11 protein-coding genes are annotated in these 13298 nt (G+C 59.5%); 9 read left to right on the forward strand and 2 right to left on the reverse strand.

Features of this window, described 5'->3' with window-relative positions:
- Positions 1-2: 2 nt before the first annotated feature.
- Complete coding sequence (locus tag IEV53_RS08315) at positions 3-788, reverse strand: class I SAM-dependent methyltransferase (protein ID WP_188426332.1); 786 nt, start codon at positions 786-788, stop codon at positions 3-5.
- A gap of 30 nt (positions 789-818) precedes the next feature.
- Between IEV53_RS08315 and mutM the strand changes: the two genes are divergently transcribed.
- From mutM to IEV53_RS08360, 9 genes are all read left to right on the forward strand, one after another.
- Entirely contained in the window at positions 819-1688 is an 870-nt protein-coding gene (gene mutM / locus IEV53_RS08320; protein WP_188426333.1) for a bifunctional DNA-formamidopyrimidine glycosylase/DNA-(apurinic or apyrimidinic site) lyase, read from the forward strand.
- A gap of 135 nt (positions 1689-1823) precedes the next feature.
- Complete coding sequence (gene rpsT, locus IEV53_RS08325; protein ID WP_025885973.1) at positions 1824-2093, forward strand: 30S ribosomal protein S20; 270 nt, start codon at positions 1824-1826, stop codon at positions 2091-2093.
- 284 nt (positions 2094-2377) lie between these two features.
- Complete coding sequence (dnaA, locus tag IEV53_RS08330) at positions 2378-3787, forward strand: chromosomal replication initiator protein DnaA (protein WP_188426334.1); 1410 nt, start codon at positions 2378-2380, stop codon at positions 3785-3787.
- 72 nt (positions 3788-3859) lie between these two features.
- Positions 3860-4984, forward strand: a complete 1125-nt coding sequence (gene dnaN / locus IEV53_RS08335) for a DNA polymerase III subunit beta (RefSeq protein WP_188426335.1) — start codon at positions 3860-3862, stop codon at positions 4982-4984.
- A gap of 23 nt (positions 4985-5007) precedes the next feature.
- Complete coding sequence (recF, locus tag IEV53_RS08340) at positions 5008-6117, forward strand: DNA replication/repair protein RecF (protein ID WP_188426336.1); 1110 nt, start codon at positions 5008-5010, stop codon at positions 6115-6117.
- Between the two features lie 457 nt (positions 6118-6574).
- The gene (locus IEV53_RS08345; protein ID WP_188426337.1) at positions 6575-7723 is read left to right on the forward strand and encodes a hypothetical protein; all 1149 of its coding nucleotides are present in this window, start codon (positions 6575-6577) and stop codon (positions 7721-7723) included.
- Between the two features lie 243 nt (positions 7724-7966).
- Positions 7967-9475, forward strand: a complete 1509-nt coding sequence (guaB, locus tag IEV53_RS08350; protein ID WP_188426542.1) for an IMP dehydrogenase — start codon at positions 7967-7969, stop codon at positions 9473-9475.
- Between the two features lie 23 nt (positions 9476-9498).
- Positions 9499-10791, forward strand: coding sequence for an RsmB/NOP family class I SAM-dependent RNA methyltransferase (locus IEV53_RS08355; RefSeq protein ID WP_188426338.1), 1293 nt, complete (start codon positions 9499-9501; stop codon positions 10789-10791).
- A 50-nt stretch (positions 10792-10841) separates the two neighbouring features.
- The gene (locus IEV53_RS08360; protein WP_188426339.1) at positions 10842-12677 is read left to right on the forward strand and encodes a cation:proton antiporter; all 1836 of its coding nucleotides are present in this window, start codon (positions 10842-10844) and stop codon (positions 12675-12677) included.
- Positions 12678-12717: 40 nt separating this feature from the next.
- On the opposite strand, the gene IEV53_RS08365 is transcribed toward IEV53_RS08360, so the two are convergent.
- Positions 12718-13221: a L,D-transpeptidase family protein gene (locus tag IEV53_RS08365; RefSeq protein WP_188426340.1), complete on the reverse strand. Its 504-nt coding sequence runs from the start codon at positions 13219-13221 to the stop codon at positions 12718-12720.
- Positions 13222-13298 lie beyond the last annotated feature (77 nt).

The following is a 13298-nucleotide window of genomic DNA, read 5'->3' on the forward strand; positions in this document are numbered from 1 at the left end:
GATCAGAGCTTCCAGCCGGAATGGATCGCCGCGATCCCGCCGGAGAGATTCTGGTAGCTCACCTTTTCAAGCCCTGCCTCGCGCATCATTTCGGCCAGCACGTCCTGCTCGGGGAAGGTGCGGATGCTCTCTGCGAGGTAACGATAGCTCTCGGCGTCTTTTGCGATGATCTGGCCCATTTTTGGCAGAACGCCAAACGACCAGGCATCGTAGATCGGGGCGAGAGCTGCAACCTGCACGCGGGAGAATTCGAGGCAGCAGAACTTGCCACCTGGGCGCAGCACGCGGCGGGCTTCACGCAGAACCGCACTCTTGTCGGTGCAGTTACGCAGGCCAAAGGCAATGGATACGCGATCGACACTGCGATCGGGCAGCGGAATCGCTTCGGCATCGACAACCGAGAATTCGATGTTGCTCAGATAGCCCTTGGCAGCCGCGCGCGAACGCCCGACTTCGAGCATGGAGGCGTTGATGTCGGTCAGTAGCGCCGGACCGCCATTGTTCTTCAGCCAGCCAAAGCTGATATCGCCCGTGCCACCAGCCAGATCTAGCAGCTTGAGGTCGCGCCTCGGCGCGAGGGTGGTGATGAAGATACGCTTCCAGACGCGATGGATGCCGAGCGACATCACATCGTTCATCACATCGTAGCGGCCCGCTACGCTGTCGAAGACGGCGCGTACCAGCGGCTTCTTCTCGGCTTTCGGAACGGAGCGATATCCGAAATCGGTAGTCTCCTCCCTTTCGCCACTGGCTGATTCGGGACGGGGAAATGATGCGTTGTCGGTCATGGTTCTCTGGATATAGTGTCGGCACCCAAGATGCCAGAGCTACCAGAAGTTGAAACCATCCTCATCGGATTAAGGGCGGCCCTCGATGGCCGCCGTATCATCAGCACGGAGGTCAGAAGTGATCTGCGCTGGCCCGTGCCTGATGATCTTTCGATAAGGGCGGATGGCAAGAAAATCCGCGCGGCGACGCGTCTTGGCAAATACATGCTGATTGCGCTCATGCGTGGGCCGACGCTGCTCATTCATCTGGGCATGAGCGGGCGTATCCGTATCACCCAGTCTCGGCGCAAGGGGGCAGCCTATCTGCCGCTGCGTCACGAGCATGTCACCCTGACGCTCGATGACGGTACGCGGGTCGGTCTTGTCGATCCGAGGCGCTTCGGCTGTTTTCTGCTGCTGGATTCAGGGCGTGAGCGTGAGCATCCGCTTCTGGCGAAGCTCGGGGCTGACCCTTTTTTGCCGGGATTCGACGCCCCCTATCTCGTGGCAAGGCTGATGGGCAAACGTTCGCCCATCAAGACGATGCTGCTCGATCAGCATGTCGTCGCAGGGCTCGGCAATATATATGTGTCGGAAATTCTTTTTCGTGCACGGATCAACCCGGAGAGGCGGGCCGCATCGCTGGTTGTCGATGAGGTGACGCGCATTGCCGAAGTGACGCCAGCGGTGCTCAGGGAGGCGATAGGCGCTGGTGGCTCGACATTGCGCGATTATGTTGATTCCGAGGGAAAACCGGGCGCTTTTCAGGAATTGCATCAGGTATACGGTCGGGAGGGTGAGCCTTGCCCCGAATGCCCGGGCTATCCCGCCTGTCACGGAATTCGTCGCGTAGTGCAGGCGGGGCGCTCCAGTTTCTACTGCCCGCGCCTTCAACCGCCACTTTCTTTAGAGGACGCTTGACTGGCAGCGTCAAACTGGACTAAAGGCGAGCCCTCCGCTGGCTCTGCGTCTCTTTTAGAGATGATTGGCTGGCATGCTTTATTGTTGTCGCAAGGCAACCTAACAAGCCGAACAGAACAGGGCTGAAGAGTAGAAATGGCTAACACCGCCTCTGCGCGCAAGCGCATCCGTCAGAACGAGCGTCGCCGTGAGCGTAACGTTTCCCGTATGTCCCGCGTCCGCACCTTCGTGAAGAAGGTCGAAACGGCCATTCTTTCGGGTGACAAGAACGCTGCCAACGATGCCCTGCGCGCCGCGCAGCCGGAAATGCAGCGCGCTGTTGGCAAGGGCGTCCTTGCTGCCAACACCGTTAGCCGCAAGCTGTCGCGCCTTTCGGCTCGCATCAAGGCTCTGGCTTCGGCCTGATCAGGCATGTGGATATCCTTGGTTTCCAAGGATATCTGGTCTGAGACTACAAGAAAGAACGGGTGTGGCGACAGCGCCATGTCCGTTCTTTTTTTTCGCCGGTCATCCGCTTCCAGGCTGATCGGATAAGCTTGCCTCTCCCGGTCCGTTTGCCCTATCCTGTCTGCCCTCAACCGGGGGATCGAACGGGGCGTTTTGCGCGGTCGTGACGGCTCCTGTCGTTTCTTTTATTGCAACTCGGGGGAGTGATGGCAGACGAAGGGTCTCATACGGATCTTCCCGCAATGACGGAGACGGTATCCTGCACGACAGGCACAGAGCCTGTTCTGGCATCGCAATGGGTCAAAGTGCGCGAGCGTCTCAGGGTCGAAGTCGGCGATGTCGAATATCGTACTTGGTTGCAGCAGATCGTGCTCGGCCCCCTCGAAGAAGACGAAATCACGCTTTTTCTTCCCACGCGCTTTTTGCGTGACTGGGTGCGCGGCCAATATGGCGACCGCCTGCAGGAATTGTGGCGCAACGAAAATCGCGCTGTCCATCATGTAGAGTTGCAGGTGCAACGCGTCGGTGATGCGCTGGCGGCGCCGGTCGCAGTGGAAGCGGTCGTGCCTGCGGTCGAGATCGAGGCCCCTGTTGCCCAGGCAGCAAGCGTGCAGGACGCACGTCATGACCTGGCTGCGCCGCTCGATCCGCGGTTTACCTTCGACAGTTTCGTTGTCGGCAAGCCGAATGAGTTTGCCTATGCCTGTGCGCGCCGTGTGGCTGAAAAGCCATCTAGCCCCGGGTTCAATCCGCTCTTCCTGTATGGTGGGGTAGGGCTCGGCAAGACGCATCTGATGCATGCCATCGGCTCCGAACTGACCAGCGGTGGTCGCGTGTCCGTCGCCTACATGTCGGCTGAGAAGTTCATGTACCGGTTCATTGCGGCTATCCGCTCGCAATCGACCATGGAGTTCAAGGAGCAGCTGCGTTCGGTTGACGTGCTGATGATCGACGATCTTCAGTTCCTGATCGGCAAGGACAACACGCAGGAAGAGTTTTTTCATACCTTCAACGCCCTCGTCGATGCCGGTCGCCAGATCGTGGTCAGCGCCGATAAGTCACCTTCCGATCTGTCTGGTCTCGAAGACCGCCTGCGCACCCGTCTGGGTTGCGGCATGGTGGCTGATATCCATGCAACAACTTTCGAGTTGCGTATTTCCATTCTCGAGGCCAAGGCGCTCGCCTCTGGTGTCGCGGTTCCTGCCAAGGTGCTGGAGTTCCTCGCGCATAAGATCACATCGAATGTGCGCGAGCTCGAAGGGGCGCTGAATCGCCTTATTGCTCATGCCAATCTCTTCGGGCGCTCTGTGACGCTCGAAAGCACGCAGGATGTGCTGCATGACATCCTCAAGGCGCATGACCGTCGCGTGACGATCGAGGAAATCCAGCGCAAGGTTTCCGAACACTGGAATATCCGCCTGACGGATATGTCTTCTGCCCGTCGTGCGCGTGCTGTCGCCCGCCCGCGCCAGGTGGCGATGTATCTGGCTAAGCAGCTTACCAGCCGTTCCCTTCCCGAGATCGGGCGTAAATTCGGCAATCGTGACCATACGACGGTCATGCATGCCGTATCGCGTGTGCAGGAACTGATGGAGCGTGATGTCGCTTTCGCCGAGGATGTCGAGCTTCTGCGTCGCATGCTGGAAGGCTGATCTCTTTGCTGCTACTGGCGGCTCTGCTAGTATGATTTTTTGTTATTCGGGTGTTCGAGGGTCTACGATCATATGAAATTTCAGGCTGACCGCACTACGCTGATCCGTGCCCTTGCCCATATCCAGAGCGTCGCCGAGAAGCGGAACACCATTCCCATTCTCGCCAACGTCATGCTGTCGATCGAAGGCAATCTTCTGCGCTTGACAGCCACCGACATGGAAATTGCGGTAGTCGAGGAAGTGGCGGCAGAAGGGGCGCGTGATGGTGCGGTTACGGCACCGGCAAGCGTGCTTTACGAGATCGTGCGCAAACTGGCCGATGGCTCGATGGTCGAGCTCGATCATGGCGGTGGCGATGCGCCGCTGGCTCTGCGCGCCGGGCGCTATGCCACAAGCCTGAATGTTCTGCCCGTCGAGGATTTTCCGTCGATGGTGGCGGGTGATCTTCCGCATGAATTCTCGATCCCGGCCGCCGTTCTGCGTGGTCTGGTTGACCGCACACGTTTTGCCGTTTCCACCGAAGAGACACGTTACTACCTGAACGGTATCTATTTCCATGTTGCCAAGGATGGTGACGGCCCCAAGCTGCGCGCTGTCGCGACTGACGGTCATCGTCTGGCCCGTGTGGAAACCGATCTGCCGGCAGGCGCTGGCGACATGCCGGGCGTCATCATTCCGCGCAAGACCGTTGCCGAACTGCGCAAGCTGCTCGATGAGGGGGCAGGCACGGTGCAGGTGAGCCTGTCCGACACGCGTATCCAGTTTCGCGTCGGCGCAGTGATGCTGACCTCGAAGCTGATCGATGGCACTTTCCCGGAATATGAGCGCGTCATTCCCAAGAACAATGACCGTTTCCTGCGTGTGAACAAGCAGGCCTTCGCCGATGCTGTGGCGCGCGTTGCTGCGATCAGCCAGGAGCGGTCGCGCCCGGTCAAGCTGGCTGTGCAGACCAACCTGCTGACGCTTTCTGCAATCAGCCCCGATCAGGGTATGGCCAAGGAAGAGCTGGATGAAACCAGCGTTTCCTACGACGGCCCGTCGCTCGAGATTGGTTTCCAGGCGCGCTATCTCAACGATATCACCGACCAGATCGACGTCGAGGCCGAGTTTGCCTTCGCCGATAGCGCAGCACCCACACTGGTGCGTGATACCAATCTGCCGACAGCGCTTTATGTGCTGATGCCGATGCGCGTCTGAATTTAGGGAATGGCGGGCCTGATTTGCGTATAGACAGGCTCGTCCTCACTGATTTTCGCAATTACGAGCGTCTGGCATGGGCGCCGCAAAGCCGCCTCGCTGTTCTCACTGGCGAAAATGGGGCGGGCAAGACCAATCTGCTTGAGGCGCTTTCGCTTCTGGCGCCTGGCCGAGGCCTGCGCGGTGCCACCAATGCGCTGATCCAGCGGCACCAGGGGCATTCATGGGGTGTCATGGCCCGTCTCGCACGCGATGGCGAGGATGCACTCGAATTGGCAACCGGTGCCGATCCTGCAAATTCCTCACGTCGCGTCTTTCGTCTCGATGGCGAGGTCGTGCGTAATCAGGGCCAGATTGCCCCGCATTTCTCGACGATCTGGCTGACGCCACAGATGGACCGCCTGTTCAGCGATCCGGCCTCCGGACGTCGTCGGTTTCTCGACCGGTTGGTTCTTGCTCTTGATCCGAATCATGCGCGTGAAAGTGCCGCTCACGAGCGCGCTCTGACGCAGCGTAACCGCCTGTTGGCGACCCGACCGGATCAGACGACCTGGCTCGATGGCCTTGAAGACAGCATTGCCCGCCATGCAGTCGCCCTGACCGCCTCCCGTATGGCGCTGGTCGAGTCGATGAACCGGGTTCCCGTGACGGATGATACGTCTTTTCCGGTCGCCCGTTTGCAGCTTGTCTGTGATGTGGAGAGGGATCTGGCATCGCAGCCGGCGCTTGCGGTTGAGGACAGTCTGCGGGCGGCGTTGAAACGTTCGCGAGTGGAGGATGCCCAGAAGGGCAGCACGTCATTCGGCGCCCATCGCGCCGATCTGTCATTGCGAGACGCGCTGACAGGGCGAGAGGCGGCGCTATCGAGTAGTGGTCAGCAGAAGGCCATGCTGGTGCATGTCATGCTGAATCATGCGGCATTGACTGCGGGAAAAGCGGGCAGGGCGCCTTTGATCTTGCTCGACGAACCGCTCAATCATCTCGACGCAGAAAGGCGCGACGCCTTGCTCTGTTTTCTGCGTGACCGTGAGATCACGGCTTTTATGACCGGGACCGACAGAGAGGCCTTCGGCATTCTGGGTGACCATGCCGAATATCGTGAGGTCAGTTCAGGGCGCTTCCTGGGGCAGTAGGGGGGGGGCTTGCATACTCCGTGCGATCGGCTGCTGTCAGAATCTTGTAACCATCAAGTTACAATGATCGCATCATTCAGCAACTTTGCTCAGGCGTCTTTCGATGCGGTGGCGTTCTACCGTCTGTCTTAAAAGTAATGAAACTCACATTTTCATCAAGAAAAGAGGCTTGGCGGTTTTGTATTGCGGGTTTTGGGTTGTGGGGGCGGGGGGGGGGAGACAAAGAGTTTACCTGTAATTATATGATGGGTAGAATATTTTAATGGTAATTCCTGATATGTGGGAAGTTATTCCCCTATAATTTTTATATATACCATAAAACGCCTTGCGGTGTTTATGTTGGATGCGGCCTTCGAAGGTCGAGCGGTCAAGCGCTGCATCTTATTGTTACTTATTGTCATAAATCTTCGACCTATAAAGGGGTGATATCAACTCGAGGGAAGAGGATAAGGCTCGTATGAAGATTGCGTTTCTTTACGTCGCAGAGCCTTATCAATGCTACCACGTCGCCGCCGTTTCATCGGCTCTGGCGCAATTCCCGAATGTGTCGGTCACCGAATTTGTCAGTTTCCCTGAAACGGCCCAGCATCTGGAGACCATCCGCCGTGATAACAATCTGGGCGGCAGGATCGAACGCGGTGTTCTGAAATTCCCCCTGAAGGCGGCTCTGCTCAGGCGTTTGCGTCGGCTCGACGCCGAGCGTGAAGTCGTCATGCGTGAAAACCTGGCGCAGCTGGAGCAGTTTGATGCTGTGGTGGCGACGGAATATTCAGCCGGCCTTCTGCGGGAGATGGGGCTGGTTCGCCCGGCGCTCATTCTGATCCAGCATGGTGCTGGCGATCGTGCCGTGAATGATGAGCATCTCATTCGTCATTTCGACCTTTCTCTCGTCTCCGGGCCCAAGATTGCCGAGAGTTTTCTGGCGAAGAAGTTGGCAACGGCAGCGCAAACCAGAATTGTCGGTTATCCGAAATTCGACGCGGTGAGCAAGGAGCGCTGTCAGGAGCCATCACTCGCTGCCAGAAAGCCGGTTGCTCTGTACAACCCGCATTACAAGAAGGGTCTGTCATCCTATGGCAGGTTTCTTCATCCGCTTGTCGATGCGGTGAACCAGCTTGATCGATACGATCTCCTGATTGCGCCGCATATCAAGATTTTCCACAAGGATTTCGGGGGGCGTCGCCGTCTGTTCGAAAGTGTCGTGGGCGGGCGCGTCAGTCTCGATGCCGCTTCCTCTGCGTTGCTCGACATGACCCATACGGCCCGGGCGTCGCTCTATATCGGTGATGTCAGCAGTCAGGTGTATGAATTCCTGATCCGACCGCGCCCCTGTGTCTTTCTCAATCCACATGGCGTTGCCTGGCGGGACGACCCTCATTTCCGTCACTGGACGCTCGGCGACGTGGTCGAGCGTGAGGAAGATATCCTTCCTGCATTGGCTCAGGCAGAGTCGCGTCATGTGCTGTACCGTGCGCGTCAGGAGCAGGTGATTCACGAAACTTTCGGCTCTCAGCCGCGGCGCGGCGCGTCTCATCGCGCAGCGCAGTCCATACGCGAATTCCTGCGGGGCGACTTCACGGTTGCGCCTCTTCCTGCTGTCGCCTGAAAAGACAGTCATTCAGCATTGGTCGCTCATGGTTTGTACGCCGGGTCATGAGCCGACCGTGCCCTGTCGCTTTTTTAGCGTGGCAAATCAATGAAATTGCAGGCGGTAACGCAATCTCCTGTTTTCAACACGGACTGGTTTGGTCTAAGAGGACGCGCCAACGGTAGGAAAGCCGCGGGCTTTCCTGATTGATTTGCGGGGAGGCAGCGGCAGATGACCACGACCAATGAAACACCGACCGGAATGGCTGGGGAACGTGTTGGTTCTTATGCGTCGCGCAGCGTGTCGCATGACCGCATCCGTGAAGCCCTCGCCTTTGATGACGTTCTGGTCGAGCCTGCGGCTTCGGAAGTGCTCCCTGCCCAGGCTTCGACGCGCACGCGTCTGACACGCTCTATTGAACTCAACATTCCGCTTCTCTCTTCGGCCATGGATACCGTGACCGAAGACGCGATGGCGATTGCCATGGCACAGCAGGGCGGCATGGGCGTCATTCACAAGAATCTTTCGGTTGAAGAGCAGGCCGAGCATGTGCGCCGCGTCAAGCGCTTCGAATCGGGCATGGTCGTCAATCCGGTAACGGTCGGACCTGATCAGACCCTGCGTGATGTGCATGCCATCATGGCGCAGCACGGTATCAGCGGTCTGCCCGTCGTCATGCCGGGCACGGGTGAACTCGTCGGCATTCTGACCAATCGTGACATGCGCTTCACCAGCGATCTCTCGACCCCTGTGCGCGACATGATGACACGCGACAAGCTCGTGACGGTGCGTCATGGTGCCGACGCTGCCACGGCGCAGGATTTGCTGCATCGCCATCGTATCGAGAAGCTTCTGGTGGTTGATGACCAGAATCGCTGCACGGGTCTGATTACCGTCAAGGACATGGACAAGGCCGAAGCGCATCCGCTCGCCATCAAGGACCAGTTCGGTCGCCTGCGTTGTGCTGCTGCGATCGGTGTCGGTGCCGATGGTCTGGCCCGCGCCGAGGCGCTTGTCTCGGCTGGCGTTGATATCGTCATTGTTGACACGGCCCATGGCCATTCCCGTGGTGTGCTCGACACGGTGGCAACGCTCAAGGCGCGCCATCCGGGAATTCAGGTCATCGCCGGTAATGTCGCAACGCCCGAAGCCGCCATTGCCCTTGCGGGCGTCGGCGCTGACTGCGTGAAGATCGGCATCGGACCGGGCTCGATCTGCACCACGCGTGTGGTGGCAGGCGTAGGCGTGCCGCAGTTTTCGGCGGTCATGGAAACCTCTGCAGCCTGCCATGAAGCGGGTATTTTCGGCATCGCCGATGGTGGCATTCGTACTTCGGGCGATATTGTCAAGGCCATTGGTGCTGGCGCCGATGTCGTGATGATCGGGTCCCTTCTCGCTGGATGTGAGGAAAGCCCCGGTGAGGTGTTCCTGCATCAGGGACGCTCCTACAAGGCCTATCGCGGCATGGGCTCGCTCGGCGCGATGGCGCGCGGTTCGGCCGATCGCTACTTCCAGGCCGAGGTCAAAGACTCGCTGAAGCTCGTGCCCGAGGGTATCGAAGGTCAGGTACCGTTCAAAGGCAGCATGGCGGCTGTCGTGCACCAGCTCGTGGGCGGTCTCAAGGCTGGTATGGGTTATACGGGCTCGGCCACGATTGCTGATCTTCAGGTTCGCACGCGCTTCCGCCGCATCACCAATGCGGGCCTGCGTGAAAGCCACGTTCACGACGTGACCATCACGCGTGAAGCACCTAACTATCGCCAGGACTGACAAAAACTTGTAAGCGCGGGGGCATGACTCCCGCCGCTCGACTCTCAGCCGCCATCGATCTGCTTTGCGCCATCGAGGCTGCCCCCCGCCGTCCCGCAGATGCGACGGCCAATGCGTATTTCCGTGATCGCCGCTATATTGGTGGCGGCGATCGACGGGTCATTTCGGCCCGTATCTGGGACGTGCTGCGTCAGTGGCGCCGTCTGCACTGGCATTTGCGCGATATTCCGGGTGGGGCTTCGCCTCGCACGCTTTGCGCAGCCTCGCTCATGCTTGGTGGCGAAGAGATCGGCACGGTGCGCAACCTGTTCAATGGTGAGCGTTTCGCGCAATCCCATCTGACATCGCGTGAAGACGCGGCGCTCTCGGCTCTAGGCGGAAAGGCGTTGAACGACCCGGATATGCCCGGGCCGGTGCGTCTGGAATATCCTGACTGGCTGCATCCTTATCTGGAGCGGGCTTTCGGCCCTGAGCTGGAAACGGAAATGGCGGCGCTCGACGGCGCAGCGCCGCTCGACCTGCGCGCCAATCTTCTCAAGGGTCATCGTGACGAGGCGATCCGCTCGCTGCGAAATGAGCAAATCACAGCCACACCCACACCGCTCTCACCCTGGGGGCTGCGTCTCCCGGGCCGTCAGCCGGTAACGGCGACCCAGAGCTTCCGTGAGGGCATTATCGAGATTCAGGATGAGGGCAGCCAGCTCATCGTCGGGGCGCTCGATGCAAAGCCGGGCGAGCGCGTGGTCGATTTCTGTGCCGGTGCAGGGGGCAAGACGCTTGCTATTGCCATGGGGATGGAAAACAAGGGGCAGATCGTGGCCTGCGACGTCTCGTCGCCGCGCCTTGAAGGGGCGGTCAAGCGCCTGCGTCGCGCCGGGGTTCATAATGTGGAGCGCCATCTGCTGGTGAGCGGTGATAAATGGGTCAAGCGCCGTGCCGGGGCCTTCGATCGCGTTCTGGTTGACGCTCCCTGCTCGGGAACCGGTACCTGGCGCCGCAACCCTGACGCCCGCATCCGTCTGGTCGAACAGGACGTCATCGAATTGCAGACCAAGCAGGCCGATATCCTTGATCGTGCCTCGACACTCGTGAAGCCGGGCGGTCGTCTGGTCTATGCGACCTGCTCGCTGCTGAACGAAGAAAACGAAGCGCAGGTTTCTGCGTTTCTCGCGCGCAATGACCGCTTCGAGCGCGTGGCAGCGGGCGGAGACATGCTGCCCGAACCGCTGCGCAGCCAGAGTGGGTTCGCGCTCACGCCGCATCGCAATGAGACCGATGGCTTCTTTGCCGCGGTTCTTCAGCGCAAGGCGCAGTGAGTACGTCATCAGGCGTGATTTTTTGACCGGGCAGGGGTGAGGGCAGGGTTATGGCGCTGACAATATTTATCGGGCTGCTGCTCACCCTCGGGGCGGGCATCGGCGCGCAGTGGGTTGCGTGGCGTTTTCGTCTTCCTGCCATCGTTCTGTTATTTGCGCTTGGCCTGATCTTCGGACCGGGCCTTGGCATTTTGCATCCGTCTGCCGCGCTGGGCTGGATCTTTCGACCGCTCGTCTCGCTTCTTGTCGCGATCATCGTGTTCGAAGGCGGGTTGCTTCTCGACTTTCGACAGTTGCGCGAAGCCGGCGAGGGGGTGACGCGTCTCACCATGCTGGCGCTACCCATTTCCTGGGGGCTTGGCTGGGTGGCGGCCCATTATATCGCTCATATGGAATGGGGCGTGGCCGCGCTTTTCGGTGCCATTATCACCGTGACCGGTCCAACTGTCGTGCTTCCTCTGCTGCGCCATAACAAGCTGCAGCCGCGTGTGGCGGCCTTCCTGCGTTGGGAAGCAATCATCAACGATCCGATAGGCGCCATTCTGGCCGCTGTGGTGCTTCAGGTCGTGGCGACCCGTGTGCCGATTGGCACAGATGTGTTTCTGACAACGGTTTTGCCCGATCTGCTGGCGTCGACCGCAGAGTCTCTGGCGGTAGGCATTCTTCCGGCCTATCTCGTGCGCTATCTGTTCGTGCGCGATCTCATGCCCGAGCCGCTCAAGACGCCTTTGCTGCTGACGCTGGCTCTGCTCATTTTCAGCGTGTGCAATATGAGCATGGAGGGTGCCGGGCTTGTCGGTGCCACCGTGTTCGGCATGGCCCTGACCAATCTGCATGTGCCGGGTCTTTCCGAATTGCGCCGCATGAAGGAATCGCTCGTCGTCCTGGTGGTCGCTGTCCTGTTCATCATGTTGACCGCTGACCTGCATCGCGAAGTGCTGGCCCATCTCTCGCTGCCGATCTGCCTGCTGACTGCGGCTGTCATGTTCGGCGTGCGGCCATTGGCGATTTTCCTGTCGACCATTGGCACCGGCCTGAAATGGCAGGAGCGTCTTTTTGTCGCCTGGATCGCGCCGCGCGGTATCGTTGCCGCCGCCGTGGCGGGTGCTGCTGGCTATCGCATGACCGATGCGGGCTATCACAGTGCCGATCTGATCATGCCTGCCGTCTTCGCCATTATTGGCGGCACGATGATCTTTCACGGGTTCTCTCTGCGCCCCATTGCGCGCTGGCTCAAGCTGACGCTTTCCAATGAGCCTGCTCTGGCCATTGTCGGGGCGTCTTCCTGGTCGATCGATTTTGCCAAATGCCTGAGCGCCTCAGGCATTCCCATTCTGCTGGTTGATAACCGGTCGAACACGCTTATCCCGGCCATGCGTCAGGGGGTACCGGTCCTGCGGGCGGAGCTGCTTTCTCAATATGGTGAAGAGGCGCTGGAAGAGCGCCCTGCCGATTATCTCATCTCGACGACGGCTGATGCCATCTATAACGGCCTCGTTTGCGCCCACATGGCGCCTCATATGGGGCGCCAGCGTGTTTTCCAGATCAGCCCCGGTGTTGCGCGGCTCGATTTCTATCACGGCCTCTCGCGCGATGCGCGTGGCAAGTTGCTCGGCGATCCGTCCTGGAACTTCACACTTATCGACATGCTTTTCGAAAAAGGCTGGCGCTTCGCTACCGCAATGGCAGACGAGGCCAGTGCTGCCTCTTTCGGCTCGGTGCCGAACCGCCTCGATTTCCTGTCGATCCGGCGCGGGCAATCCATCTCCATCCGGTCGGCAGAAGACCAGTTTCCCGTAACGCCTGCGCTTGGCGATCTGCTGGTCTATATGGCGCCCCCCGTCGAGCCTGCTGTGGAAGCTGGTGCGGAAGGCGAGGCGCCCTGAAACCCCCTGATGCCGCGCATTCTGTCGCGGCATCGGATACTCAGCCGGCGCGCACTTCTACGCCTGTTGCATCTGAGGCAATCAGCTCGCGAAGCAGGAGCTCTTCCAGCGCGATGCAGCCCTCCGTGACACCGCTCTCGGGCGGCAGATGAAGGAAGATGGCGGAACCCCGATTGCGTATGACCGGATCATCGTTCCAGCCGAGGACGACACAGAGGTCGTAGCAGTGGTCCTCGCGCCAAAGTCGCTCATGCCTGCCCTCATGCGGCAATGAGATGTGCCTGTTGTAATCGTGATGATCGGGGTCGTCGCACCAGCCATCATCAGGGCTGAGCGCTTCAATGCGGAGGCGTGTTTGAGGGCGCACAACACGATCGGCGCGATAGAAAACCTGACGGAACGGAAGAAACCCTGTGGGAGTGGCCTGGTCGCCTTCTGACTTGTCCGATCGGATCCCGCCGGCCCCAATCAGGGCCGGAAGGGGGCGATTATTGACGAAAAGTGTCCCGGTGCGCCCCTCACCATGTCTTAATATGACGAGCATGTCACAAACCTCACGCCTGAACATTAATTTAAGGGTAAATTACGTCTAAACGCCGGTATCCATCAGTGGATTGGCAT

The organism is Asaia siamensis, from assembly GCF_014635085.1.
In the GTDB taxonomy this organism is placed as follows: Bacteria; Pseudomonadota; Alphaproteobacteria; order Acetobacterales; family Acetobacteraceae; genus Asaia; species Asaia siamensis.

What these genes read in the sequence shown, in the direction of transcription:
- IEV53_RS08365 (WP_188426340.1), bottom strand. Translation starts at nt 13,221, where the DNA reads ATGCTCGTCATATTAAGACATGGTGAGGGGCGCACCGGGACACTTTTC.
- IEV53_RS08360 (WP_188426339.1), top strand. Translation starts at nt 10,842, where the DNA reads ATGGCGCTGACAATATTTATCGGGCTGCTGCTCACCCTCGGGGCGGGC.
- dnaN (WP_188426335.1), top strand. Translation starts at nt 3,860, where the DNA reads ATGAAATTTCAGGCTGACCGCACTACGCTGATCCGTGCCCTTGCCCAT.
- mutM (WP_188426333.1), top strand. Translation starts at nt 819, where the DNA reads ATGCCAGAGCTACCAGAAGTTGAAACCATCCTCATCGGATTAAGGGCG.
- dnaA (WP_188426334.1), top strand. Translation starts at nt 2,378, where the DNA reads ATGACGGAGACGGTATCCTGCACGACAGGCACAGAGCCTGTTCTGGCA.
- guaB (WP_188426542.1), top strand. Translation starts at nt 7,967, where the DNA reads ATGGCTGGGGAACGTGTTGGTTCTTATGCGTCGCGCAGCGTGTCGCAT.
- IEV53_RS08345 (WP_188426337.1), top strand. Translation starts at nt 6,575, where the DNA reads ATGAAGATTGCGTTTCTTTACGTCGCAGAGCCTTATCAATGCTACCAC.
- IEV53_RS08355 (WP_188426338.1), top strand. Translation starts at nt 9,499, where the DNA reads ATGACTCCCGCCGCTCGACTCTCAGCCGCCATCGATCTGCTTTGCGCC.
- rpsT (WP_025885973.1), top strand. Translation starts at nt 1,824, where the DNA reads ATGGCTAACACCGCCTCTGCGCGCAAGCGCATCCGTCAGAACGAGCGT.
- IEV53_RS08315 (WP_188426332.1), bottom strand. Translation starts at nt 788, where the DNA reads ATGACCGACAACGCATCATTTCCCCGTCCCGAATCAGCCAGTGGCGAA.